This window comes from Frigoribacterium sp. PvP121, from assembly GCF_017833115.1.
Taxonomy (GTDB): domain Bacteria; phylum Actinomycetota; class Actinomycetes; order Actinomycetales; family Microbacteriaceae; genus Frigoribacterium; species Frigoribacterium endophyticum.
Genome location: NZ_JAFIBR010000001.1, coordinates 2341553 through 2366518 on the forward strand (window position 1 = coordinate 2341553; position 24966 = coordinate 2366518).

Consider the following 24966-nt stretch of genomic DNA (forward strand, 5'->3'; position numbering starts at 1 on the left):
CTATGATCCGGGGGTGGGTGAATCCCTGATCCGGTCGCTGCGGCTCGCCGTCGAGCAGTCCCCGGACGACGTCCCCCTGAGGGTCCACCTCGGATCGCTCCTGCTCGAGGAGGGCGACGTCGGCGGTGCCGTGGCCGCCCTGGCGGCGGCCCTGGCCCTCGATCCCGATGACGAGCACGCGCGGGCCGGCATGCGACGAGCCCTCGGACCGTCCGGCGACACGGCGGGGGGCGTGCGCGACGACGGGTCCGTCGACGAGGCGACACGGGTCGACGACGGGGCGACGTCGCCCGGCGACCTCGCCGACGTCGCCGACCCGCGGGGCCTCGCCGACCTCGGCGCCGGTGACGACCTCGGCGCCGGTGACGGCCTCGGAGGCCCGGTGCGCGCCGACGACTCGGGCTTCGACTGGGCCACCGCCGAGGACGACCTCCACGCTGCCTCCTTCCGCATCGACCGGCCCGCCGTCCGGCTCTCCGACGTCGGGGGGATGGCCGACGTGAAGGCCGCCGTCGACCAGGCGTTCCTGGTGCCGCTGCGCAACCCCGAGCTGCGCCAGGCGTACGGGGCGACGCTGCGGGGAGGGCTGCTGCTCTACGGCCCGCCCGGCTGCGGCAAGACCCACCTCGCGAGGGCCCTGGCCGGCGAGCTCGACGCCGCGTTCCTGAGCGTGTCCCGCGCCGACCTGCACGACCACGCGAGCGGTCGCGCCGACCTCGCCGTCGCCGACCTCTTCGCCGCCGCGCGACGCGCCGCCCCGTGCGTGCTCTTCCTCGACGAGGTCGACACCCTCCTGCCCCGCCGCTCGTCCGCGGACGGCTGGACGGCGGCGCTCACCACCCAGGTGCTGGTGGAGCTCGACGGCGTCGGCTCCCGGAACGACGGCCTCTTCGTGCTCGCCGCGACGAACCGACCCTGGGAGGTCGACACGGCCGCGCGACGGCCCGGACGCCTCGACCGCACGCTCCTCGTGCTCCCGCCGGACGGGCCCGCCCGGCGGGAGATCGCGCGTCGTCGCCTGGAGGGACGGCCGGTGGGCCACGTCGACCTGGACGGCCTGGCCCGTCGGACGGAGGGTCTCTCCGGCGCGGACGTCGCCTACGTCTGCGACCTGGCCCTCCGTCGTGCGCTCTCCGACAGCGTCGCGGCCGGGACGCCCCGTCCGGTCTCCGACCGGGACCTCCGCCGCGCGGTGTCGTCCGTGACGTCCTCCGTGGGCGAGTGGGCGGCGGCGGCCCGCAGCGTCGTGGCCTACGGCGTCGACGACGGGACGTTCGCCGAGCTGCGGGCCTTCCTCGGCGTGAGGCGCGGCCGGTGAGCACCGACGACCTCGCCGACGCGACGCGCCTCCGGGGGGAGGGCCGGCTGAAGGAGTCCGCGGCCGCGCTCGCCCGGCACCTCAGGTCCTGCCCCGACGACGCGCCCGCGCTCCGGCTCCTCGCGGCGGTGCAGCTCCAGGCGGGCCGCCGGCTCGCCGCGCGCGACACCGCCCGGCGTGCCACGTCCGTCGAGCCCGGGGCGGCGACGGCCTGGACCATCCTGGCCGAGGCGTCGCACCGCCTCGGCGAGGCGGACGACGCGAGGGCCGCGGCAGCCGAGGCCCTGCGTCTCGCGCCGCACGAGTGGCGGGTGCACGCGAGCGCCGCCTACCTGGGCATGGCCGAGCCGTTCCCCACCGACGCGACGAGGGCGCACGCCGCCGAGTGCGTCCGCCTCGCGCCGGAACAGCCCGCCGCCCACCTCGTCGTCGCCGACATGGCCGTCCGCGACCGGCGGTACGCCGCAGCGCGCTCCGCCTTCCGCACGGCGCTGGCCCTGGAGCCCGAGAACGTCGACGCCCGTCGCGGCCTCGACGCCCTCGACCTCGACACGGGGCGCGCCGAGGTCGCGAGCGTCGGGGCCCTGGCGCAGCTGGCGGACGCGCCGACCTCGAGGGACGCGCTCGTCCACCTCCGGTCCCTGGTGCACCAGGTCGTCACCCGCCTGGGAGCGCTGCCCGCCCTGGCCCCCTGGGCGACGGCGCTCCTCGTCGCCGGCGCGGCGGCCGGAGCGGCCGAGGCCGACGGGGGCGTCCTCGTCGGCCTCCTGCTCCTCGTGCCCGTCCTCGCCACGCTCGCCGCGGCCGGGTGGTGGCTCCTCCTCGTGGCCAGGTTCGCCGCCCGGGCGGGCCTGGAGCCCCGGGCGCTCCTCGACCGCCTCCGCTCGGTGAGCCCGGCGCACGTCGTCTGGCTCGGCGTCCAGGCCGGTGTCCTGCTGCTGCTCGTCCTCGGCTGCTCCGTCGTGCTCGTCCTGGGCACGGCGACGGGCGACGGTCCCGTCGGCGGGCCGGCGCTCGTCGTCGGGGGAGTCTGCGGCGCGTCGGCCTTCGCCCTCTCCGTGCTCTCCTGGCTCGGGGGCCCCGTGCTCGGCGCCCTGGTCTCGAGCCCGTCGCGCGGCGGACGCCGCCGACCGCGCTAAACTCCTCCTGGCCTGATCAGGGCCCTCGCGGTCCGCCGCCGTCACCGCCCCCGAGGTCGGCCCGGCGCCTCCGCTCACCTCACGCTCGCAGACACGAAGGACCCCGCACGCATGGCGACCACCAACGACATCAAGAACGGCGCCGTCCTCAACCTGGACGGCCAGCTCTGGAACGTGATCGAGTTCCAGCACGTCAAGCCGGGCAAGGGCGGGGCCTTCGTCCGCACCAAGATGAAGAACGTCATGTCGGGCAAGGTCGTCGACAAGACCTTCAACGCCGGCACCAAGATCGACTTCGCCAACGTCGACCGCCGCGAGTACACGTACCTCTACGCCGAGGCCGACGGCTACGTGTTCATGGACACCAGCGACTACGACCAGATCAACGTCCCCGCCACGATCGTCGGCGACGCGAAGAACTTCATGCTCGAGAACCAGAACGTGCAGATGGCGCTCCACGACGGCACGCCCCTCTATATCGAGCTGCCCGCCAGCGTCGTCCTCGAGGTCACGTACACCGAGCCCGGCCTCCAGGGCGACCGCTCGACCGGCGGCACCAAGGCCGCGACGGTCGAGACCGGCTACGAGATCCAGGTCCCGCTGTTCCTCGAGACCGGCACCAAGGTCAAGGTCGACACGCGCGACGGCAGCTACCTCGGCCGCGTCGCCGACTAGTCGGCGCCGACAGCCTCCGTGAGCGCACGCACCAAGGCGCGCAAGCGCGCCCTCGACGTCCTCTACGTCGCCGACGTCCGACAGATCAGCATCAGCGACGCCCTCGTCGCCGAGACCACCCGGGCCATGGCCCAGCCGGAGCGCAGCTCCAGCTGGGGCTACGCCCGCGACCTCGTCCAGGGCGTCGTCGAGAACGGCTCCGAGATCGACGAGCTGATCGAGACGTACTCGCAGGGCTGGCCCCTGAAGCGCATGCCCATCCTCGACCGGGGCATCCTCCGCATCGCGATCTTCGAGCTGCTGTACGCCGACGACGTGCCCGACCACGTCGCGATCAGCGAGGCGGTCGAGCTCGCCGAGTCGCTGAGCACCGACGACTCGGCCACCTTCGTCAACGGCCTGCTCAGCAGCGTCGCCGCCAGCCGCTAGGCTGGCGGCACCGCGTCGCGGCCCGCGGGCCGGGTCGTGACGCACCACCCCGACGTCCTTTAAATTCCGTCCCGAGAGGCGGGGAAGGAGGTCCGATTGAGCACCCGAACCGTGCTGAGTCAGGCTGACATCACGCGCGCCCTGACGCGCATCTCCCACGAGATCCTCGAGTCGAACCGGGGCCCTGACGGGCTCGTGGTCCTCGGGGTCCCGACGCGCGGCGTCGCCCTCGCCGAGCGCCTCGGCGCGACCCTGTCCTCGATCGCCGGCGTCGCCGTCCCGGTCGGCGCGGTGGACGTCACGATGTACCGCGACGACCTGCGACGGAACCCGACGCGCGCCAGCCACCCCACGAGCCTCCCGACCGGCGGCATCGACGGCGCGGTCGTCGTGCTCGTCGACGACGTGCTCTACTCGGGCCGCACCGTCCGGGCGGCCCTCGACGCGCTCAGCGCGCTCGGGCGACCCCGGGCCGTCCGCCTCGCCGTCCTCGTCGACCGGGGCCACCGCGAGCTGCCGATCCGGGCCGACTTCGTGGGCAAGAACCTGCCGACCTCCTCGTCGGAGCGCATCTACGTGCACCTGTCGGAGGTCGACGGCGACGACGGAGTCGCCATCGAGGGAGGCGCGGGCGACGAGCCCGGCACCGCCTCCGCCGAGCAGACGGGAGGGCCCACCTCGTGAGGCACCTCCTCAGCACGGCCGACCTGAGCCGTGACGACGCCCTCCGGGTGCTCGACGTCGCCGAGGACATGGCCGACGTCGCCACCCGGCAGGTAAAGAAGCTCCCCACGCTCCGCGGCACCACCGTGGTCAACCTCTTCTACGAGGACTCCACCCGCACCCGCATCTCGTTCGAGGCCGCGGCCAAGCGCCTGAGCGCCGACGTGATCAACTTCGCGGCGAAGGGCTCCAGCGTGTCGAAGGGCGAGTCCCTGAAGGACACCGCCCAGACCCTCGCCGCGATGGGAGCCGACGGCATCGTCCTCCGGCACCCCGCCTCCGGCGCCCCCCGCGTGCTGGCCGACAGCGGCTGGGTCGACGCCGGGATCGTCAACGCCGGCGACGGCACCCACGAGCACCCGACGCAGGCGCTGCTCGACGCCTTCACGATGCGCCGTCGGCTGCACGGCGCCGCGAGCCGGGGCCGCGACCTCGACGGGGTGGAGGTGCTCATCGTCGGCGACGTGCTGCACTCCCGCGTGGCCCGGTCGAACGCGTGGCTGCTGCGGACGCTCGGCGCCCACGTCACCGTGGTCGCGCCGCCGACGCTGCTGCCGGTCGACGTCAGCCGCTTCGGGGTCGACGTCCACTACGACCTCGACGAGGCCATCGCGGCCGTGCGGCCCGACGTCGTGATGATGCTGCGCATCCAGCAGGAGCGCATGCACGAGGCCTTCTTCCCCAACGCCCGCGAGTACGCCCGCTCCTGGGGCCTCGGCGCCGCGCGGTTCCGCACGCTGCCGGAGACGACGATCGTCATGCACCCCGGGCCGATGAACCGCGGCCTCGAGATCAGCGACGAGGCGGCCGACTCGCCCCGCTCCACCGTGCGCGACCAGGTGACGAACGGCGTCGCCGTCCGCATGGCCGTGCTCTACCTGACCCTCGCCGGCGACCGGGAAGGGACCCCGTGACCACCACCTCCTACCTGATCCGCTCCGTCGAGGCCCCCGACGGCGCCCGCACCGACGTCCTCGTCCGCGACGGCGTCGTGGCCGAGCTCGGCTCCGGGCTGAGCCACCTCGGCGCCCGGGTCGTCGACGGCGACGGGCTGCTCGTGCTGCCCGGTCTCGTCGACCTGCACACGCACCTCCGCGAGCCCGGCGGCGAGGGCAGCGAGACGGTGCTCACGGGCTCCCGCGCGGCGGCGGCCGGGGGCTACACGGCGGTCAACGCCATGGCCAACTCGTCGCCGGTGGCCGACACCGCCGGGGTCGTCGAGCAGGTCCAGGCCCTCGGCGACCGGGCGGGCTACGTGACCGTCCGGCCGATCGGCGCGGTGTCGCAGGGCCTCGCCGGCACGCACCTCTCCGAGATCGGCGCGATGGCCCGGTCGCGCGCCGCCGTCCGGGTCTTCTCCGACGACGGCCACTGCGTCTCCGACCCGCTGCTGATGCGCCGCGCCCTCGAGTACATCAAGGGCTTCGGGGGAGTGCTCGCGCAGCACGCGCAGGAGCCGCGCCTGACCCAGGGCGCGCAGATGAACGAGGGCGCCCTCTCCGCCGAGCTCGGCCTGGGCGGCTGGCCGGCCGTCGCCGAGGAGGCGATCATCGCGCGCGACGTCCTGCTCGCCGACCACGTCGGGGCCCGCCTGCACGTCTGTCACGTGTCGACGGCCGGCAGCGTCGAGGTGGTCCGCTGGGCGAAGTCCCGGGGCATCGCCGTGACCGCCGAGGTGACGCCGCACCACCTGCTGCTCACCGAGGACCTCGTCTCGACGTACGACTCGCGCTACAAGGTGAACCCGCCGCTGCGGCGGCAGGAGGACGTCGAGGCCCTCCGCGCGGCCCTCGCCGACGGCACCGTCGACATCGTCGCCACCGACCACGCCCCGCACACCTCGGAGGCGAAGTGCTGCGAGTGGGACGCCGCGGCCAACGGCATGGTCGGCCTCGAGTCGGCCCTCTCGGTCGTGCACCGCACCATGGTGGAGACGGGCCTGATCGGCTGGGCCGACGTCGCCCGCGTCATGTCCACGGCCCCGGCCGTGATCGGGCAGGTCGCCGGCCAGGGCCGCCCTCTCGCGGTGGGGGAGCCCGCCGAGCTCACGCTCTACGATCGAGGGGTGACCCGCACCTTCGGCCTCGAGCACCTCGCGGGCAAGAGCACGAACTCGCCGTACCTCGGCGAACGGCTCCCCGGCCGGGTCGAGGCGACCTTCCACCAGGGCTACGCGACCGTCCTCGACGGGGCCGTGGTCGACGCCGACACCGTCGCCCGCTCCGCCGCCGAGGTCTCGGCCCGTGCCGTGCTGGCCGCGGGGGAGGCGACCGCCCGGTGACCTACTGGCTCATCGGCGCCGCCGTCCTCGTGCTCCTCGGCCTCCTGATGGCCGCCATGGTCCGCGCCTGGCGCGCCCGCGGGCGACGACAGTCGGAGGTGCCCGCCCCCGAGCGCGCCCCCCACCACCTCGGGCCCGCGCTCGTCGAGCGCGACGGGTTCTACGTCGCCACCACCCGGGCCGGCGACCCCCTCGACCGCATCGTCGTCCACGGCCTCGGCTTCCGCGGCCGCGCGGTCGTCTCGGTGCACGCCGAGGGCGTCCGGCTGGCGATCGCGGGCGAGCCCGCGGTGCTGATCCGCGCCTCCTCGGTCCGCGCCGTCGAGCGCGCCACCTGGGCGATCGACCGCGTGGTCGAGACCGACGGCCTCGTGGCGGTCACCTGGAGCCTCGGCGACACGGTCGTCGACACCTACCTGCGCTTCGCCGACGACCCCCGACCGGTCGTCGACGCCCTGCGCCCCCTCGTCCCCCCGGCCCCCGCGGCCGGCACCCCCACAGGAGAGAAGACCATTGACTGACGCGTCGAACACCCCCCGGGCCGTCCTCGTGCTCGAAGACGGGTCGCGCCACGTCGGCCGCGCCTACGGCGCCGTCGGGCGCACCCTCGGCGAGACCGTCTTCGCGACCGGCATGACCGGCTACCAGGAGACCCTCACCGACCCGTCGTACGCGGGCCAGATCGTCGTGATGACGGCGCCCCACGTCGGCAACACCGGCGTCAACGACGAAGACCCCGAGTCCCGCCGCATCTGGGTCTCCGGCTACGCCGTCCGCGACGCCAGCCGCGTGGTGTCGAACCACCGCGCCCAGGGCAGCCTCGACGACCAGCTCGTCGCCGACGGCGTCGTGGGCATCCGGGGCATCGACACCCGGGCCGTCACCCGTCGCCTCCGCGACGTCGGCTCGATGCGCGGCGGGATCTTCAGCGGGGCCGACTTCGACCTCGCCGACGACGAGCAGCTCGCCCTGGTGCGCGACTCGGCCGACATGCGCGGCCTGAGCCTGTCGAGCGAGGTCTCGACGGCGGAGCGCTACGTGCTCCCGGCCGAGGGCGAGGCCGTCGGCACGGTCGCCGTGCTCGACCTCGGCGTGAAGACCTCGACCCTGCGTTACCTCGCCCAGCGTGGCTTCGAGGTGCACGTGCTCCCGCAGGACACATCGCCCGAGCAGCTCCGCGAGCTCGCTCCCGACGCCCTGTTCTTCTCGAACGGCCCCGGCGACCCCGCGGCCAGCGACGCCCAGGTCGAGCTGCTCCGCGGAGCGCTGCGCGACGGGGTGCCCTACTTCGGCATCTGCTTCGGCAACCAGCTCTTCGGCCGCGCCCTCGGGTTCGACACCTACAAGCTGCCCTTCGGCCACCGCGGCATCAACCAGCCCGTGCTCGACAAGACCACCGGTCGGGTCGAGATCACCAGCCAGAACCACGGCTTCGCGGTCGACGCCCCGATCGAGGGCGTGCTCGACTCGCCCGCCGGCTTCGGCCGCGTCGAGGTCAGCCACTTCAGCCTGAACGACGAGGTCGTCGAGGGGCTCCGTGCCCTCGACATCCCCGCCTTCTCGGTGCAGTACCACCCCGAGGCCGCCGCCGGCCCGCACGACAGCAACCACCTCTTCGACCGCTTCCGCGAGGCGGTCGTCGCCCGGAAGTCCGGCCAGCCCGTCGACTTCGGCTCCGACCTGGAAAGCAGCAACTGATGCCCAAGCGCGCAGACATCAACTCCGTCCTCGTGATCGGCTCCGGGCCGATCGTCATCGGCCAGGCGGCAGAGTTCGACTACTCGGGCACCCAGGCCTGCCGCGTGCTCCGCGAGGAGGGCGTCCGGGTCATCCTCGTCAACCCGAACCCGGCGACGATCATGACCGACCCCGACTTCGCCGACGCGACGTACATCGAGCCGATCACGTCCGAGGTGCTCGAGGCGATCATCGTCAAGGAGCGCCCCGACGCGATCCTGCCCACCCTCGGCGGGCAGACGGCCCTCAACGCCGCGATCGCCCTCGACGCCGAGGGGATCCTCGCGAAGCACGGCGTCGAGCTGATCGGCGCCAAGGTCGAGGCGATCCAGAAGGGCGAGGACCGCCAGCTCTTCAAGGAGCTCGTGCTCGAGTCCGGTGCCGACGTCGCGAAGTCGTACATCGCGCACACCGTCGACGAGGCGATCGAGTACGCCGAGGACCTCGGCTACCCGCTCGTGATCCGCCCGTCGTTCACGATGGGCGGCCTCGGCTCGGGCTTCGCCTACACGCGCGACGAGCTCGTGCGCATGGTCACCGACGGCCTGCACCAGAGCCCCACCACCGAGGTCCTCCTGGAGGAGAGCATCCTCGGCTGGAAGGAGTACGAGCTCGAGATGATGCGCGACACGGCCGACAACACCGTCGTCGTCTGCTCGATCGAGAACGTCGACCCGGTCGGCGTCCACACCGGCGACTCGATCACCGTCGCCCCGGCGCTGACCCTCACCGACCGCGAGTACCAGAACCTCCGCGACATCTCGATCGACATCATCCGGCGCGTCGGCGTCGACACGGGCGGCTGCAACATCCAGTTCGCGGTCGACCCGACGAACGGCCGCGTCATCGTCATCGAGATGAACCCCCGCGTCTCCCGCTCCAGCGCCCTCGCGTCGAAGGCGACCGGCTTCCCGATCGCCAAGATCGCCGCGAAGCTCGCCCTCGGGTACCGGCTCGACGAGATCCCGAACGACATCACCAAGGTGACCCCCGCCTCCTTCGAGCCCACCCTCGACTACGTCGTCGTCAAGGTGCCGCGCTTCGCCTTCGAGAAGTTCCCGGCCGCCGACACCACGCTGAGCACGACGATGAAGAGCGTCGGCGAGGCCATGGCCATCGGCCGCAACTACGCCCAGGCGCTGCAGAAGGCCCTGCGCTCGCTCGAGAAGCGCGGGTCGAGCTTCCACTGGGAGGGCGAGCCGGGCGACGCGGAGGCGCTCCTCGCGCTGGCGCACACCCCCACCGACGGGCGCATCGTGACCGTGCAGCAGGCCCTGCGTGCCGGCGCGACGGCCGAGCAGGTGTTCGAGTCCACCGCCATCGACCCCTGGTTCATCGACCAGGTGGTGCTGATCAACGAGGTCGCCGACGAGGTCGCCGCGGCCGCGGAGCTGGACGCCGACCTGTTCGCCCACGCGAAGGACCACGGCTTCAGCGACGCCCAGATCGCGCAGCTGCGCGGCCTCGGCGAGCAGGAGGTCCGCGAGCAGCGCTGGGCGCTCGGCGTGCGCCCGGTCTACAAGACCGTCGACACCTGCGCCGGTGAGTTCCCGGCCCTCACGCCGTACCACTACTCGAGCTACGACGTCGAGACCGAGGTCGCCGCGAGCGACCGCCGCAAGGTGGTCATCCTCGGATCGGGCCCGAACCGCATCGGCCAGGGCGTCGAGTTCGACTACTCGTGCGTGCACGCCAGCTTCGCGCTCAGCGACGCGGGCTACGAGACGATCATGGTCAACTGCAACCCCGAGACGGTCTCGACCGACTACGACACGAGCGACCGGCTCTACTTCGAGCCGCTGACCCTCGAGGACGTCCTCGAGGTCGTCCACGCCGAGTCGCAGAGCGGCGAGCTCGTCGGCGTCGTCGTGCAGCTCGGCGGCCAGACGGCGCTCGGCCTGTCGAAGGGCCTCGAGGCGGCCGGGGTGCCCATCCTCGGCACGACCCCCGACGCCATCGACTCCGCCGAGGAGCGCGGCCTGTTCTCGGCCATCCTCGACCGGGCGGGCCTCCTCGCGCCGAAGAACGGCACCGCGACCGACTACGAGAGCGCCGTCGCCGTCGCGGAGGAGATCGGCTACCCCGTGCTCGTCCGCCCCTCGTACGTGCTCGGCGGCCGCGGGATGGAGATCGTCTACGACAGCCCGTCGCTGGCCGACTACTTCGTGCGCGTGCAGGACGCCGCGATCATCGGGCCCGACGCACCGCTGCTCGTCGACCGGTTCCTCGACGACGCGGTGGAGATCGACGTCGACGCGCTCTACGACGGCACCGAGCTCTACGTCGGCGGCGTGATGGAGCACATCGAGGAGGCCGGCATCCACTCCGGCGACTCGAGCTGCACCCTACCCCCGGTCACGCTGGGCAAGGGCGAGATCGACCGCGTCCGCGAGGCGACCCTCGCCATCGCGCAGGGCATCGGGGTCTCCGGCCTGCTGAACGTCCAGTTCGCGATCGCCGCGGGCGTGCTCTACGTCATCGAGGCGAACCCCCGGGCCAGCCGCACGGTGCCCTTCGTCTCGAAGGCCCTCGGCATCCCCCTCGCGAAGGCGGCCTCGCTCGTGATGGTCGGCACGTCGATCCGCGAGCTCGTCGAGAGCGGCCTGCTGCCCGAGCAGGACGGCTCCGACGTGCCGCTCGACTCGCCGATCTCCGTCAAGGAGGCCGTCCTGCCCTTCAAGCGGTTCCGCACGAAGGAGGGGCAGATCGTCGACAGCGTGCTGAGCCCCGAGATGCGGTCCACCGGCGAGGTCATGGGCATCGACCGCGACTTCCCCCGCGCCTTCGCGAAGAGCCAGACCGCCGCCTACGGCGGGCTGCCCACGTCGGGCACGGTGTTCGTGTCGGTGGCCGACCGCGACAAGCGGGCCATCGTGCTGCCCGTGCTGCGCCTGCAGCAGCTCGGCTTCCGGATCCTCGCGACCGAGGGCACCGCGACCGTCCTCGTGCGCAACGGGATCGCGGCCGACACCGTGGCGAAGTTCAGCGCCGGCGGCGAGAGCGTCGTCGACCTGATCAACCGCGACGAGGTCGACATTGTGATCAACACGCCGAGCGGGTCGAGCGCGCGGGCGGACGGCTACGAGATCCGTGCCGCCACCGTCGCGGCCGACAAGGCGCTGTTCACGACGATCGCGCAGCTCGGCGCCGCCGTGGCGTCGATCGAGGCCGTGCACACCGACCTCGAGGTGACCAGCCTGCAGGACTACGGCATCGCCCGGGCCGCTCGCCGATGACCCCGACCGCGTCACCGGCGCCCGCGCCGTTCGGCGAGCGGCTCGCCGACGTCCTCGCGAGCGTCGGCCCGCTCTGCGTGGGCATCGACCCGCACCCGTGGCTGCTCGACGAGTGGTCGCTGCCCGTGAGCGCCGCCGGCGCGCGCGAGATGGGCCTCCGCGTGGTGGAGGCGGCCCGGGGAGGCGCGGGCGTCGTCAAGCCGCAGGTCGCGTTCTACGAGCGGTGGGGCTCCGCGGGCTTCGTCGCCCTCGAGGCGGTGCTCGCGGCGGCCCGCGACGCCGGCCTGCTCGTCGTCGGCGACGCGAAGCGCGGCGACATCGGCAGCACGATGGACGCCTACGCCGAGGCCTGGTTCTCACCCGACTCGCCCCTGCGCGTCGACGCCCTGACGGTGTCGCCCTACCTGGGCTTCGGGGCCGCGGCCGGCACGATCGCCCTGGCCCGCGCCTCCGGTGCCGGGGTCTTCGTGCTCGGCGCCACCTCGAACCCCGAGGCGCAGGCCGTGCAGCGTGCCGGGTCGGCCGGGGCGGACGGGCGCGTCGTCACCGTGGCGGGCGGTATCGTCGACCACGTGCTCGACGACAACCAGACCGCGGGGGAGACCCGCCTCGGCTCGGTCGGACTGGTGCTCGGCGCCACCGTCGACCTCGCCGCCACCGGCATCGACGTCGCCCGGCTGACCACGACCCCCGTGCTGGCCCCGGGCTTCGGCCACCAGGGCGCCCGGTACGACCAGCTGCGCAGCCTCTACGGCCCCGCGGCCGACGCCGTCGTCGTCTCGACGTCGCGGGGCGTGCTGTCGGCCGGCCCCTCGGGCGTGGCCGCCGCCGTGCGCCGCGACCAGGAGGAGGTCCGCTCGTGCCTCGCATGACCCCGCCCCCGGTCGACCGGGCCGCCGCCGCCCGGGCGGCCGTCGCCGCCCGACGTGCCCGCGCCTCCGTCAAGGCCTCGATCGCCGAGCGTCGTCGATCCGCCCTCGACGTGGCGGAGTCGGCCTGGGCCGGCGAGGCCACCGAGCCCGAGGCGACGCTCCGCGTCCGCGAGCTCCTCACGAGCATCCCCGGCATCGGGCCCACTCGCGTCGCGCGCATCATGGCCGATCTCGGCATCGCCGAGTCGAAGCGCGTCGGCGGCCTGGGCGTGCGACAGCGCCGCATCCTCGGCGACTGGCTCGCGCACCGTGAGGCGAAGGGCCGGCAGCGGTCGCGCCTCGTCGTCCTCGCGGGCCCGACCGCCGTGGGCAAGGGGACGGTGTCGTCGTACATCCGCGACAACTACCCCGACGTCCACCTCTCGATCTCCGCGACGACGCGCTCGCCCCGCCCCGGCGAGGTCGACGGGGTGCACTACTACTTCGTCGACGACGCCGAGTTCGACCGCATGATCCGTGAGCGCGAGCTGCTCGAGCACGCCGTCGTCCACAACTCGTACCGCTACGGCACGCCGCGGCCGCCGATCGACGCCGCTCTCCAGGAGGGGCGCAGCGTCCTGCTCGAGATCGACCTGCAGGGGGCGCGCCTCGTGCGGACGGCGATGCCGGAGGCGGTGCTCGTCTTCCTCCTGCCCCCCACGTGGGACGAACTGGTGCGCCGCCTCATCGGGCGGGGCACGGAGGACGCCGCCGAGCAGCAGCGCCGCCTCGAGACCGCCAAGGTCGAGCTGGCCGCCCAGGACGAGTTCGACGTCAAGGTCGTGAACCACGACGTGGCAGAAGCGGCTCGTGAGGTCGTAGACTTGATGACTGCGTCCTGACCAGGCCGCCCCGCGCCTGACCGGCGCCACGATCTCCCGCCCGGCCCCGGCCGCGACGGCACCCCCACATGCAGCACCGCCACACGACACTGAGGAGCACCACATGGCCGACAAGAACCAGGGCATCATCGATCCGCCCATCGACGAGCTGCTCTCGAAGGTCGAGTCGAAGTACGCGCTCGTCATCTTCGCGTCCAAGCGGGCCCGCCAGATCAACGACTACTACGCCGACCTCCACGAGGGCAGCCTGTTCGACAACGTCGGCCCGCTCGTCGACAGCACCATCGACGACAAGCCCCTCTCGGTCGCCATGCACGAGATCAACGAGGACAAGCTCGAGGTCAAGCCGCTCGCGGCGCCCGCCGAGTAGCGCCCCTCCCGCCGACCGCCGTCATCGACGGTGGTCGGTCGTACCATCAGACGAGGCCCCGCAGGAGTCGATCCCGCGGGGCCTCGCCCCGTCCCCGGGCACCCCCGGGGGCCCGTCCCGACACCCGGAGGACCCGTGACCCTGACCGACCAGACCACCAGCAGCCCGACCCCGGCCGCGACCAGCCTGCGGCTGTTCACGTCCGAGTCGGTCACCGAGGGCCACCCCGACAAGATCTGCGACCAGATCTCCGACGGCATCCTCGACGCCCTGCTGGCGGTCGACCCGGCGAGCCGGGTCGCGGTCGAGACGATGGTCACCACCGGCCTCGTGCACGTCGCGGGCGAGGTCACCACGAAGGGCTACGTCGACATCCCCACGATCGTCCGCGACCTCATCGTCGGCATCGGCTACGACTCGAGCGCCGTCAGCTTCGACGGCCGCACCTGCGGCGTGGAGGTCTCGATCGGTGCGCAGTCGCCCGACATCGCCCAGGGCGTCGACACCGCCCTCGAGGCCCGGGCCGGCAGCTCCGACGACGTCCTCGACCGCCAGGGCGCCGGCGACCAGGGCATCATGTTCGGCTACGCGACGAACGAGACGCCCCAGTACATGCCGTTGCCCGTCTGGCTCGCCCACCGCCTCGCCGAGCGCCTCGCGCACGTCCGCAAGTCGGGCGAGCTCGACTACCTGCGCCCCGACGGCAAGACGCAGGTGACGGTCGGCTACGACGGCGTCGTGCCGAAGACGGTCGACACCGTCGTGGTCTCCACGCAGCACTCCCCGCGCGTGTCGATGGAGCAGCTCGAGGCCGACGTCATCGCGCACGTCGTGCGCCCCGTCCTCGACGAGGCGGGCCTCGACTCCCGCGAGACGCGGTTCATCATCAACCCCACGGGCCGCTTCGAGATCGGCGGGCCCCAGGGCGACGCCGGCCTCACGGGCCGCAAGATCATCGTCGACACCTACGGTGGGGCCAGCCGACACGGCGGCGGCGCGTTCTCCGGCAAGGACCCGTCGAAGGTCGACCGCAGCGCGGCCTACGCGATGCGGTGGGTGGCGAAGAACGCCGTGGCCGCCGGCCTCGCCGACCGCATCGAGCTCCAGGTCGCCTACGCCATCGGCCGCGCCGCGCCGGTCGGGCTCTACGTCGAGACCTTCGGCACGGGCCACGTGCCCGACGAGACGATCATCGAGGCCGTGACGGCGGTCTTCGACCTCCGACCGGCGGCCATCATCCGCGACCTCGACCTGCTCCGCCCCATCTACGCCGCCACGTCGACCTACGGTCACTTCGGCCGCGAGCTGCCCGAGTTCACGTGGGAGGCCCTCGACCGGGTCGACGCCCTGCGGGCCGCCGCCGGGCTCTGAGCGGCCCGGCGGGCGTGGCGACGGCAGCGGTGTCCCCGCCGACGGAGGAGCCCGCGTCGGGCCGACCCGTCGACGGGGTCGCGCCCCGGGTGGTGGCGCGGGTCCTGGTCGAGTCGCCCCTGCCCCAGCTCGACCGGCTCTTCGACTACGCCGTCCCCGAGCACCTCCGGGCCGACGTCGCGCCCGGGGTGCGCGTCCGGGTGCCGCTCCGCTCGGCGGGGCGCATCGCCGACGCCTTCGTCGTCGAGCTCGACACCACGAGCGACCACCGGGGCGAGCTCAGCGACCTGGAGGACGTCGTGTCGACCGTCCCCGTGCTCGCCCCGGAGGTCTACCGCCTCGCCCGGGCCGTGGCCGACCGCGCCGGCGGCTCCGCGAGCGACGTGCTGAGGCTCGCCGTCCCGCCCCGGCAGGTGCGCGTCGAGAAGGCCCACCTCGCCGCCCTCGAGGAGGCCGCGGGCACCGAGCCGGTCGCCGACGAGGCCGTCGAGGCGCACGCCGTGACGGGGTACTCCGCCGACTCCCTGGCGGGCCTCGTGCCGGCCAGGGGCCGCGCCGCCGTCGACGCCGTGCCGCTGCTCGACGAGCTCCCCGACGGCACGTGGGTCGGCCGCTGGGCGGTCACGGCCGCCGAGCTGGCGACGGTGGCCCTCGCCGCCGGCGACGACGCCATCGTCGCCGTGCCCGACCACCGCGACGAAGACCAGGTGCTGCGCGCGCTGACGGCCGTGCTCCCGCCCGACCGGGTCGTCCGGCTCGACTCGCGGCAGTCGAACGCCGATCGCTACCGGGCCGTCCTGCGGGCGCGGGGCGCGACTCCGCTCGTCCTGGTCGGCAACCGGTCAGTGCTCCTGGCGCCGTCGGAGCGCCTCGGGCTCATCGTGGTGTTCGACGACGGCGACCCGCTCTTCTCCGAGCCCCTCAGCCCCTACGTGCACGCCCGCGACACGGCGCTGCTGCGGCAGGCCCAGCAGGGCACCGCCCTGGTCTTCCTCGGGCACACGCGCAGCACCGACGTGCAGCGCCTCGTCGAGATCGGCTTCCTCGCCGAGGTGCGCCCCGACCCGCGCTACCAGCCGCACGTCGTCCCGACGTCGCAGCAGGCCGCCCGCGACGGCTTCGCCGCCCAGGCCCGGATCCCCTCCACGGCCTGGACGGAGGCGCGGGCCGCGGTCGAGCACGGGCCCGTGCTGATCCAGGTCGCCCACCCCGGGTACTCGCCACGACTCGCCTGCACGGAGTGCGGCGACACCGCCCGGTGCCTGCGCTGCAACGGGCCCCTCGTGCAGCGGTCGCAGGGCGCCCAGCCCGCGTGCTCCTGGTGCGGGGCCCTGGCGGTCGGCTGGCGCTGCCAGACCTGCGAGGGCACCGTGATGAAGAGCGTGGGCACGGGCGCCTCCCGCACGGCCGACGAGCTGGGCAAGGCCTTCCCCGGTGTCCGCGTGATCGTCTCCGACGGCTCCCGCGAGATCGTCCGCGTCGACGACGAGCCGGCCATCGTCGTCGCGACCCGCGGGGCGGAGCCGATCGCCCCGGGGGGCTACCGCGCCGTCCTCCTCCTCGACGGCGAGCGGATGCTGGCGCGGGAGAGCCTGCGCGTCGCCGAGGACTGCCTCCGCTGGTGGGCCAACGCGACGGCCCTCGCCGCCCGCCGGGCGCCCGTGGTGCTCGTCGGCGTCGGGGGAGCGTTGGCCTCGGCCCTCGCCACGTGGCAGCTCGCCCGCTACGTGTCGGGCGAGCTCGCCGACCGGCGAGAGCTGCGGTTCCCTCCCGCCGTCCGCGTCGCCACGGTCACCGGCACCGTCGAGACCGTCGCCCAGGCGCTCGAGGCGCTGCCGCCCGAGGTCGGCCGGGAGGTGCTCGGCCCGGTCGAGGTGCCCGACGCCGGCGTCCGGGCGATCGTCCGCTTCGACTTCGCCCGGGGCGCCGAGGTGGCCCAGGTGCTGCGCTCCCAGGTGATCCGTGCCGCGACCGGTCGCCGCAAGGCGGTCGCGGGTCGACGCGGTCGTCCGCTCCCTACACTCAGGGTGCGCTTCGACGACGTCGAGCCGTTCACCGACTGACCGGGCCACCGACCGACCGGGCCGCCGTCCGGGCCGGCTCCCCGCCTCCCCGGTGCCCCGTCCGTCGGCAGCCCGTCACCCTCCGCCCACCGCCCACCACCCCCGACCCCCAGGACCCCTCGTGCGCCTCGTCTTCGCCGGCAGCCCCGCTCCCGCAGTCCCGTCCCTCATCGCCCTCGCGGCGGGCGAGCACGACGTCGTCGCCGTGCTCACGCGCGACGACACGCCCCAGGGGCGCCGCCGTGTGCTGACCCCCACCCCGGTCGCCGTCGAGGCCGAGCGGCTCGGCCTGCCGGTGCTCAAGGCGCGCCGCGTCACCGACGAGGTGACCGCGGCGATCACCGCCCTCGACGCCGACCTCGGCGTCATCGTCGCCTTCGGGGCCCTGCTCCGGGAGCCCCTGCTCTCCGCCCCGAGGCTCGGCTGGGTCAACCTGCACTTCTCGCTGCTGCCCCGGTGGCGCGGCGCCGCCCCGGTCCAGCGCGCCCTCATGGCGGGCGACCCCGTCACGGGAGCCGCCGTCTTCCAGCTCGTGCCCGAGCTCGACGCCGGCGAGGTCTTCGGCACGCTCGAGCGCCCCCTCGGCGGCGACGAGACCGCGGGCGAGCTCCTCGCCGAGCTGGCCGCGAGCGGCGCCGACCTGCTCACCGACGTCGTCGACGCCCTCGCCGTCGGGAGCGCGGTCGGCACACCGCAGGTCGGCGAGGTCACGACCGCCCCCAAGCTCACGCTCGACGACGGCGCGCTCGACCTCACGGTGCCCGCGACCGCGGTGCTCGACCGATGGCGCGGCACCACGCCCGAGCCCGGGGCCCACCTGCCGCTCGGCGAGGGCCGCCTCAAAGTGCTGGAGGCGCGGGTCGACGACACGGACGCACCCGCTCCCGCGCCGGGCCGGCTCGAGCTCCGTGGTCGCCGTCTCGTCGTCGGCACCGCGAGCTCGCCGGTGGAGCTCGTCCGCGTGCAGCCTCCCGGGAAGAAGCCGATGCCGGGCGCCGACTGGTGGCGCGGCCTGGCCTCCGACCCGGGGCCCCTGCTCCGCGCCGCGGCCCCCTCCGCCTCAGCCGACTCCCTCTCCGCGTCCGCCCCCGCCGACGCCTCGACCCCCACAGGAGGACCCGCGTGAGCCGCGTCCAGCCCGCCCGCCAGATCGCCCTCGACGTGCTGCGGGCGGTGGAGGAGGACGACGCCTACGCGAACCTCCTCCTGCCGCAGCGGATCGCGTGGGCCCGGCTGCAGCCCGCCGACGCCGGCCTCGCGACCGAGCTCACGTACGGCACGCTCCGGCTCCGGGGGTACTACGACCGCGTGATCGCGCTGGCCGCCCGGCGGCCGGCCGACGCCGTCGACCCGGCGCTCCTCGACGTGCTCCGCCTCGGCGTGCACCAGCTGCTCTCCACCCGGGTCGCCGTGCACGCGGCCGTCGACGAGTCCGTCGAGCTGGCGCGTCAGGTCGGCAGCAGGTCGGGCACCGGCTTCGTCAACGGGGTCCTCCGGGCGGTGTCGCGCAGCACTCCCGAGGAGTGGCGGCAGCGGGTGCTCGACGCCGCCACCAGCGACGACGACCGCCTGTCGGCGGAGTGGTCGCACCCGACCTGGGTGATCCGGGCCTTCCGCCGGGCCCTCGCCGCCGAGGGCCGCGTCGACGAGCTCGCCGCCCTGCTCGCGGCCGACAACGACGCGCCCCGGGTCAGCCTGGTCGCCCTGCCCGGCCTGGCCGAGGTCGACGAGCTCGGCCCGCCGAGCGGGAAGCTGTCGCCGCTGGCGGCCACGAGCGCCGGGGGAGACCCCTCGCAGCACCCGGCCGTCCGCGCCGGGCGCGCCCGCGTGCAGGACGAGGGCTCCCAGATGGCCGCTCTCCTCCTGAGCCGGCACCACCCGGCGGCGGCGGGCGAGCGCTGGCTCGACCTCTGCGCCGGCCCCGGGGGCAAGGCGGCCCTGCTGGGGGCCGAGGCCGCCCGTGCCGGGGCGACGCTCGTCGCCAACGAGCTGGTGCCCGCGCGCGTCGGCCTCGTCCGGCAGGCCCTCGAGGTCGTGCCGGGGGGCGTCGAGGTCCGCGAGGGCGACGCGAGGCGCTTCGGCACGGAGGAGCCCGGCTCGTACGACCGCATCCTGCTCGACGCGCCCTGCACCGGGCTCGGCGCCCTGCGGCGCCGCCCGGAGGCGCGCTGGCGCAAGCAGCCGAGCGACGTGGGCGACCTCACCTCCCTCCAGGCCGAGCTCTTCGCCAGCGCCCTCGACGCCCTGGCCCCCGGCGGGCTCCTGGCGTACGTGACGTGCTCGCCGCACCTCGCCGAGACCCGGGCGATCGTCGAGACGGGCACGGCCCGTCGTGACGACGTCGAGGTCCTCGACGCCACCGCGACCCTCGCCGAGGTGGCCGGTCGGCCCGTCGACCTCGCGAGCGCTCCGTACGTGCAGCTCTGGCCGCACCGCCACGGGACCGACGCGATGTTCACGGCCCTCGTCCGCAAGGCCGGCTGACCGCGGCGAGGTCGGGCCCGGCCGGCGGCGGGGCCCGGCCAGGGGCGGGCCGGTAGGCTCGTCCCGTGCCCGTTCGCATCAGCCCCAGCATCCTCTCGGCCGACTTCGCCAACCTCGAGCGCGACCTCGGCCGCATCGCGACCGCCGACCTCGTCCACGTCGACGTCATGGACGGCCACTTCGTGCCGAACCTCACGATCGGGCTCCCGGTCGTCGAACGGCTCCAGCAGGTCAGCCCGGTGCCGCTCGACGTCCACCTCATGATCGACGACGCCGACCGCTGGGCCCCCCGGTACGCCGAGCTCGGCGCCTTCTCCGTCACCTTCTCCGCGGAGGCGGCGGCCGACCCGGTCACGACCGCCCGCGCGATCCGCAGCTCCGGCGCGAGGGCGAGCATCGCCGTGAAGCCCGGCACGCCCGTCGAGCCCTACCTCGAGACCCTCGACGAGTTCGACATGATCCTCGTGATGACCGTCGAGCCCGGCTTCGGCGGGCAGTCCTTCCAGGCCGACACGATGCCCAAGCTGGCCCGTGCCCGGGAGGCCGTCCGCGCCTCCGGCCTCGACGTCTGGCTCGAGGTCGACGGCGGCATCGACACCGAGACGATCGTGACGGCCGTCGCGGCCGGGGCCGACACGGTCGTCGCCGGCTCGGCCGTCTACGGGGGCGACCCCGCCGAGCGCATCGCGGCACTGCGGGCCGCCGCCGCGACGGTAGCCTTGTCGTCGTGAAGTCCTTCGACCAACTGTTCGCCGAGCTCAGCGACAAGGCCCGTGACCGGCCCGCGGGCTCCGGCACCGTCGCCGAGCTCGACGCCGGCGTCCACCAGATCGGCAAGAAGATCGTCGAGGAGGCCGCCGAGGTGTGGATGGCCGCCGAGTACGAGGGCGACGTCGCCACCGCCGAAGAGATCTCCCAGCTGATCTACCACGTGCAGGTGCTGATGATCGCCAAGGGCCTGACGCCCGACGACGTGTGGCGACATCTCTGAGCTCGTCCCCACCACCCGAGTCGCGCCGCCGGGCACGCCCCCGGCCGACCAGCAGCTCGCCGCCGACCCGCGGCGTCAGATCGGAACGACCCAGACCATGCTCCGCGTAGCAGTGCCCAACAAGGGCTCCCTCAGCGAGACCGCCTCCGCCATGCTCAGCGAGGCCGGCTACACCGGCCGTCGCGACACCCGCACCCTCCACGTAGAAGACCCGCGCAACGGCGTCGAGTTCTTCTACCTCCGCCCGCGTGACATCGCCACCTACGTCGGCTCCGGCGCCCTCGACGTCGGCGTCACCGGCCGTGACCTGCTGCTCGACAGCCACTCGCCGGCCCACGAGGTCGCCGCGCTCGACTTCGGCGGCTCGACCTTCCGCTTCGCCGGCCCTCCCGGCCGCTTCGGCGACGTCCGCGACCTCGAGGGCACCCGCGTCGCCACGAGCTACGCCGGTCTCGTCGGCAGCTTCCTCGAGCAGCACGGCGTCTCCGCGACGCTCGTGAGCCTCGACGGTGCGGTCGAGAGCGCCGTCCAGCTCGGCGTGGCCGACGCCGTCGCCGACGTGGTCTCGACCGGGGGCACCCTCCGCGCCGCCGGGCTCGAGATCTTCGGCCCGGTCATCCTCGAGTCGACGGCGGTGCTGATCGCCAGCGACCCGGCCGTCGAGGGCCTGAGCGTGCTGCACCGCCGCCTCCAGGGCGTGCTCGTGGCCCGCCAGTACGTCCTGATGGACTACGACGTGCCCCTGACCCAGCTCGAGGCGGCGACCGCGGTCGCGCCGGGCATGGAGTCCCCGACGGTCTCCCCGCTGCACGACCGCGACTGGGCGGCCGTCCGGGTGATGGTGCCGCGCGGCGACACGAACCAGGTGATGGACGCCCTGTACGACCTCGGTGCCCGGGCCATCCTGGTCAGCCCGATCCACGCCGCGAGGCTCTGACCATGACGGCCTCCGATCCGTCGCTCGCCGTCCGGGTCATCCCGTGCCTCGACGTCGCCGCGGGCCGCGTCGTCAAGGGCGTGAACTTCCTCGACCTGCGTGACGCAGGAGACCCCGTCGAGCTGGCGCGCACCTACTACGAGCAGGGCGCCGACGAGATCACCTTCCTCGACGTGACCGCCACGGTCGACGAGCGCTCGACGACCTACGACGTCGTCCGGGCGACCGCCGAGCAGGTGTTCATCCCGCTGACCGTCGGCGGGGGGGTCCGCTCCGCCGACGACGTCGCCCGCCTGCAGGCCGCCGGCGCCGACAAGATCGGCGTCAACAGCGCCGCGATCGCGCGCCCCGACCTCGTCGGCGAGATCGCCGACCGCTTCGGCGCCCAGGCCGTCGTCCTCTCGCTCGACGTCAAGCGCTCGTCACGGACGCCGTCCGGCTTCGTGGTCACGACGCACGGCGGGCGGACGGAGACCGACCTCGACGCCGTCGCCTGGGCCCGCGAGGCGGTCGAGCGCGGAGCGGGCGAGCTGCTCGTCAACTCGATCGACGCCGACGGCACGAAGCAGGGCTTCGACCTCGAGCTCATCCGCCTGATGCGCGAGAACAGCCGGGTTCCCGTCGTGGCGTCGGGAGGCGCGGGTGCGGTCGAGCACTTCGCCCCGGCCATCGCGGCCGGTGCGGACGCCGTCCTCGCCGCCTCCGTCTTCCACGCCCGCGAGCTGACCGTCGGCGACGTCAAGCGCGAGCTGGCGGCGTCCGGCGCCGTCGTCCGATGACCCCGGGAGCCCCCATGACCGACCAGCCCACGCCTCCCGAGAGCGGTCGCCACGACCGCGTCGGCACGACGCTCACCCGCGAGACCGTCGAGCCCGTCGTCGCCCGCGCTCGCTTCGACGACGCTGGCCTGCTGCCCGCCATCATCCAGGACGCCGTGTCGCGCGACGTCCTCATGATGGGCTGGATGGACGCGGAGGCGCTCCGCCGGACCCTGACGGAAGGGCGCGTGACCTTCTGGTCGCGCTCCCGACAGGAGTACTGGCGCAAGGGCGACACCTCGGGCCACGCGCAGTTCGTCCGCGCCGCCGCCCTCGACTGCGACGACGACGCCCTGCTCGTCACCGTCGAGCAGGTCGGAGCGGCCTGTCACACCGGCGCACGCTCGTGCTTCGACGTCGACCCCCTCGACCCGGTCACCGCCTCCGCCCCGACCGACGCCGCCGAGCCGTCCGCCGGAGCCGCTGCGTGAGCGGCCGCACCTCGACGACCCGGTCTGCGTTCGACGCCCTGCTGCCCGATCACCGGGTCGTGCCGGTCGTCCGCGACCTCTTCGGCGACGGCGAGACCCCGGTCGGCATCTACCGCAAGCTCGCCGCGGGCCGCCCCGGCACGTTCCTCCTCGAGTCCGCCGGGCAGGGCGGCATCTGGTCGCGCTGGTCGTTCGTGGGGGTCTCCTCGTTCGGGGTCCTCACGACCGAGGCGGGCCGGCCGCGGTGGCTCGACCACGGTCTCTCGGAGGAGCGCGCGCTGGGCGGCGCGACCGGAGCGCCCCTCGAGGTGCTGAGCGCGCTGCACGACCGGTGGGCGACCCCGCGCATCGAGGGTCTCCCGCCCCTCACCGGCGGGCTCGTCGGCTTCGTCGGCTGGGAGGCCGTCCGCGAGCTCGAGCACCTGCCCGACGCCCCGCCCGCGGAGTTCGAGGTGCCCTCGCAGGCCCTCAGCTTCGTCTCGGAGCTCGTGGCGCTCGACCACCGCACCGGGGCGGTGCTCCTCATCGCCACGGTCCTGGCCGACGGCACCGACGACGCCGACACGCTCTGGGCCGACGCCCAGGCCCGGCTCGACCGGCTGCAGGCGGAGCTCGCGGTGCCCACGGAGGCGCACCTCTCCGACGTCGACCTCACCGTCGAGCCGACTCCGGTCCGCCGCTCGACCGACGAGGAGTACGCGGCCGCGATCGAGCGATCGAAGCAGTTCATCCGCGACGGCGACGTCTTCCAGGTCGTGGTCTCGCAGCGCTTCGACCACGAGCTGACCGCCGAGCCGCTCGACGTGTACCGGGTGCTGCGCACCCTGAACCCGAGCCCGTACATGTACCTGGTGAGCCTCGCCGACGCGGCGGGGGAGCCCTACTGGATCGTCGGCTCGTCGCCCGAGGCCCTGGTCAAGGTGGAGGGCCGGCGCGTGTTCACGCACCCGATCGCCGGCTCGGCGCCCCGGGGCGACACGCCCGAGGCCGACCTCGCCTTCGCCGACCGCCTCGAGCACGACGAGAAGGAGCGCGCCGAGCACCTCATGCTCGTCGACCTCGCCCGCAACGACCTGCTCAAGGTCTGCACGCCGGGCACCGTCGAGGTCACCGAGTTCATGCAGGTGGAGAGGTTCAGCCACATCATGCACCTCGTCTCGAGCGTCGAGGGCGACCTGGCCCCCGGCCACGACGCCATCGACGCGTTCCGGGCGACGTTCCCCGCCGGCACGCTCTCCGGTGCACCGAAGCCCCGCGCCCTCGAGATCATCGACGAGCTGGAGCCCGCCCAGCGCGGCGTCTACGGCGGCGTCGTCGGCTACTTCGACTTCGCCGGCTCGGCCGACGTCGCCATCGCCATCCGCACCGTGCTCATCCAGGGCGGCGTCGCCCGAGTCCAGGCCGGGGCCGGGCTGGTGGCCGACAGCGACCCGGTCGCCGAGAACCAGGAGGCGCGCAACAAGGCCGCGGCCCCTCTCCGGGCGGTCGCCGTGGCGAACGCCATGACGAGGATCCGCTGATGCGGGGCGGGCGGCTGAAGCTCGTCTCCATCCTCGCCGGGGTGCTCTTCGCGGGCCTGGCGCTGCTCGCCTGGACCCAGCCGTGGTTCGACCTGGTCGTCCAGTCGCCGCAGGGCGGAGAGCTGCGGCTCACCGCGGCCGGCGACGTCGCCGCCGCTCCGCTCTCGGCCCTGGCCCTGGCCGTGCTCGCCTCCGCCGGTGCCCTGACGATCGCCGGCCGCGTCTTCCGCGTGGTCCTCGGCGCCCTGCAGGTGCTCCTCGGCGCGAGCGTCGCGACCACCGCCTCCGTGGCCCTCGGCGACCCCGTGCGCGCCGCCGGCAGCGCCGTCACCGACGCCACCGGGGTCGAGGGCGACGAGTCGCTGCACCAGCTCGTCTCGAGCGCCGTGGCGACGCCGTGGCCCGCGGTGGCGCTCGTCGCGGGCGTCCTCGTCGCCGTGCTCGGCGCCTCCGTCGTCCTGCTCTCCGGGGCCTGGCCCCGGGCCGGGCGCAAGTACAGCGCGACACGGCTCGTCGCCGCCGACCCCGCCGACGACCCGGCCGCCGCCTGGGACTCGCTGTCCGGGGGAGACGACCCGACGGGCGACCGGGACGGCGACGACGACGACGACGACCAGGTCGACCGCGGAGCCCTGCGGCGTCCTGACCTCCCGGGGCACGACCGGTAGAGTGGGCGCGTCCCGTCTTGAT

Annotated in this window: 24 protein-coding genes; all 24 read left to right on the plus strand. The window is 74.2% G+C overall.

From position 1 onward, the window contains the following. Window positions 1–13 precede the first annotated feature (13 nt). The 24 genes from JOE43_RS16210 to JOE43_RS11060 all read left to right on the plus strand — a co-directional run bounded on the left by JOE43_RS16210 (window position 14) and on the right by JOE43_RS11060 (window position 24944). Entirely contained in the window at window positions 14–1318 is a 1305-nt protein-coding gene (locus JOE43_RS16210) for a 26S protease regulatory subunit (RefSeq protein WP_209517718.1), read from the plus strand. Next, window positions 1315–2457, plus strand: coding sequence for a hypothetical protein (locus JOE43_RS10950; protein WP_209517720.1), 1143 nt, complete (start codon window positions 1315–1317; stop codon window positions 2455–2457). The genes JOE43_RS16210 and JOE43_RS10950 overlap by 4 nt, the downstream gene beginning before the upstream one ends. Before the next feature lie 111 nt (window positions 2458–2568). After that, window positions 2569–3132, plus strand: a complete 564-nt coding sequence (gene efp, locus JOE43_RS10955; RefSeq protein WP_209517722.1) for an elongation factor P — start codon at window positions 2569–2571, stop codon at window positions 3130–3132. Window positions 3133–3150: 18 nt separating this feature from the next. Further along, window positions 3151–3561, plus strand: coding sequence for a transcription antitermination factor NusB (gene nusB, locus JOE43_RS10960; RefSeq protein ID WP_209517724.1), 411 nt, complete (start codon window positions 3151–3153; stop codon window positions 3559–3561). A gap of 96 nt (window positions 3562–3657) precedes the next feature. After that, the gene (gene pyrR, locus JOE43_RS10965; RefSeq protein WP_209517726.1) at window positions 3658–4245 is read left to right on the plus strand and encodes a bifunctional pyr operon transcriptional regulator/uracil phosphoribosyltransferase PyrR; all 588 of its coding nucleotides are present in this window, start codon (window positions 3658–3660) and stop codon (window positions 4243–4245) included. Next, window positions 4242–5198, plus strand: coding sequence for an aspartate carbamoyltransferase catalytic subunit (locus JOE43_RS10970; protein ID WP_192127662.1), 957 nt, complete (start codon window positions 4242–4244; stop codon window positions 5196–5198). Before pyrR ends, JOE43_RS10970 begins: the two co-directional genes overlap by 4 nt. Beyond that, the gene (locus tag JOE43_RS10975) at window positions 5195–6565 is read left to right on the plus strand and encodes a dihydroorotase (protein ID WP_209517728.1); all 1371 of its coding nucleotides are present in this window, start codon (window positions 5195–5197) and stop codon (window positions 6563–6565) included. Before JOE43_RS10970 ends, JOE43_RS10975 begins: the two co-directional genes overlap by 4 nt. Next, window positions 6562–7086 carry a hypothetical protein gene (locus tag JOE43_RS10980; RefSeq protein WP_209517730.1) on the plus strand — a complete coding sequence of 175 codons (525 nt, stop codon included), beginning with the start codon at window positions 6562–6564 and terminating at the stop codon, window positions 7084–7086. Before JOE43_RS10975 ends, JOE43_RS10980 begins: the two co-directional genes overlap by 4 nt. After that, window positions 7079–8263: a glutamine-hydrolyzing carbamoyl-phosphate synthase small subunit gene (gene carA, locus JOE43_RS10985; protein WP_209517732.1), complete on the plus strand. Its 1185-nt coding sequence runs from the start codon at window positions 7079–7081 to the stop codon at window positions 8261–8263. The genes JOE43_RS10980 and carA overlap by 8 nt, the downstream gene beginning before the upstream one ends. Further along, complete coding sequence (gene carB, locus JOE43_RS10990) at window positions 8263–11538, plus strand: carbamoyl-phosphate synthase large subunit (protein WP_209517734.1); 3276 nt, start codon at window positions 8263–8265, stop codon at window positions 11536–11538. Before carA ends, carB begins: the two co-directional genes overlap by 1 nt. Further along, window positions 11535–12410 carry an orotidine-5'-phosphate decarboxylase gene (pyrF, locus tag JOE43_RS10995; protein WP_209517736.1) on the plus strand — a complete coding sequence of 292 codons (876 nt, stop codon included), beginning with the start codon at window positions 11535–11537 and terminating at the stop codon, window positions 12408–12410. Before carB ends, pyrF begins: the two co-directional genes overlap by 4 nt. After that, entirely contained in the window at window positions 12407–13291 is an 885-nt protein-coding gene (gene gmk / locus JOE43_RS11000) for a guanylate kinase (RefSeq protein WP_209517737.1), read from the plus strand. Before pyrF ends, gmk begins: the two co-directional genes overlap by 4 nt. A gap of 103 nt (window positions 13292–13394) precedes the next feature. Beyond that, a complete protein-coding gene (gene rpoZ, locus JOE43_RS11005; protein ID WP_056054714.1) occupies window positions 13395–13661 on the plus strand; it encodes a DNA-directed RNA polymerase subunit omega in 267 nt (88 codons plus the stop codon). A gap of 141 nt (window positions 13662–13802) precedes the next feature. Further along, the gene (gene metK, locus JOE43_RS11010; protein ID WP_374073173.1) at window positions 13803–15032 is read left to right on the plus strand and encodes a methionine adenosyltransferase; all 1230 of its coding nucleotides are present in this window, start codon (window positions 13803–13805) and stop codon (window positions 15030–15032) included. A gap of 29 nt (window positions 15033–15061) precedes the next feature. Continuing rightward, window positions 15062–17095, plus strand: coding sequence for a primosomal protein N' (locus tag JOE43_RS11015; protein ID WP_307803333.1), 2034 nt, complete (start codon window positions 15062–15064; stop codon window positions 17093–17095). A 121-nt stretch (window positions 17096–17216) separates the two neighbouring features. Then, window positions 17217–18221 carry a methionyl-tRNA formyltransferase gene (locus JOE43_RS11020; protein WP_209517740.1) on the plus strand — a complete coding sequence of 335 codons (1005 nt, stop codon included), beginning with the start codon at window positions 17217–17219 and terminating at the stop codon, window positions 18219–18221. Further along, entirely contained in the window at window positions 18218–19579 is a 1362-nt protein-coding gene (locus JOE43_RS11025) for an RsmB/NOP family class I SAM-dependent RNA methyltransferase (RefSeq protein WP_209517742.1), read from the plus strand. Before JOE43_RS11020 ends, JOE43_RS11025 begins: the two co-directional genes overlap by 4 nt. A gap of 65 nt (window positions 19580–19644) precedes the next feature. Continuing rightward, window positions 19645–20310, plus strand: coding sequence for a ribulose-phosphate 3-epimerase (gene rpe, locus JOE43_RS11030; RefSeq protein ID WP_209517744.1), 666 nt, complete (start codon window positions 19645–19647; stop codon window positions 20308–20310). Further along, window positions 20307–20570 (plus strand): phosphoribosyl-ATP diphosphatase, encoded by a 264-nt coding sequence (locus JOE43_RS11035; protein WP_056054725.1) that lies wholly within the window; start codon window positions 20307–20309, stop codon window positions 20568–20570. The genes rpe and JOE43_RS11035 overlap by 4 nt, the downstream gene beginning before the upstream one ends. Window positions 20571–20667: 97 nt before the next feature. Next, a complete protein-coding gene (gene hisG / locus JOE43_RS11040; protein WP_056054728.1) occupies window positions 20668–21507 on the plus strand; it encodes an ATP phosphoribosyltransferase in 840 nt (279 codons plus the stop codon). A 2-nt stretch (window positions 21508–21509) separates the two neighbouring features. Further along, window positions 21510–22286: an imidazole glycerol phosphate synthase subunit HisF gene (gene hisF, locus JOE43_RS11045; RefSeq protein ID WP_209517746.1), complete on the plus strand. Its 777-nt coding sequence runs from the start codon at window positions 21510–21512 to the stop codon at window positions 22284–22286. A 14-nt stretch (window positions 22287–22300) separates the two neighbouring features. Continuing rightward, window positions 22301–22756, plus strand: a complete 456-nt coding sequence (gene hisI, locus JOE43_RS11050) for a phosphoribosyl-AMP cyclohydrolase (protein WP_209517747.1) — start codon at window positions 22301–22303, stop codon at window positions 22754–22756. Beyond that, window positions 22753–24276 (plus strand): anthranilate synthase component I, encoded by a 1524-nt coding sequence (locus JOE43_RS11055; protein ID WP_209517749.1) that lies wholly within the window; start codon window positions 22753–22755, stop codon window positions 24274–24276. Before hisI ends, JOE43_RS11055 begins: the two co-directional genes overlap by 4 nt. Next, window positions 24276–24944: a Trp biosynthesis-associated membrane protein gene (locus JOE43_RS11060; RefSeq protein WP_209517751.1), complete on the plus strand. Its 669-nt coding sequence runs from the start codon at window positions 24276–24278 to the stop codon at window positions 24942–24944. Before JOE43_RS11055 ends, JOE43_RS11060 begins: the two co-directional genes overlap by 1 nt. The last annotated feature ends 22 nt before the right edge of the window (window positions 24945–24966 follow it).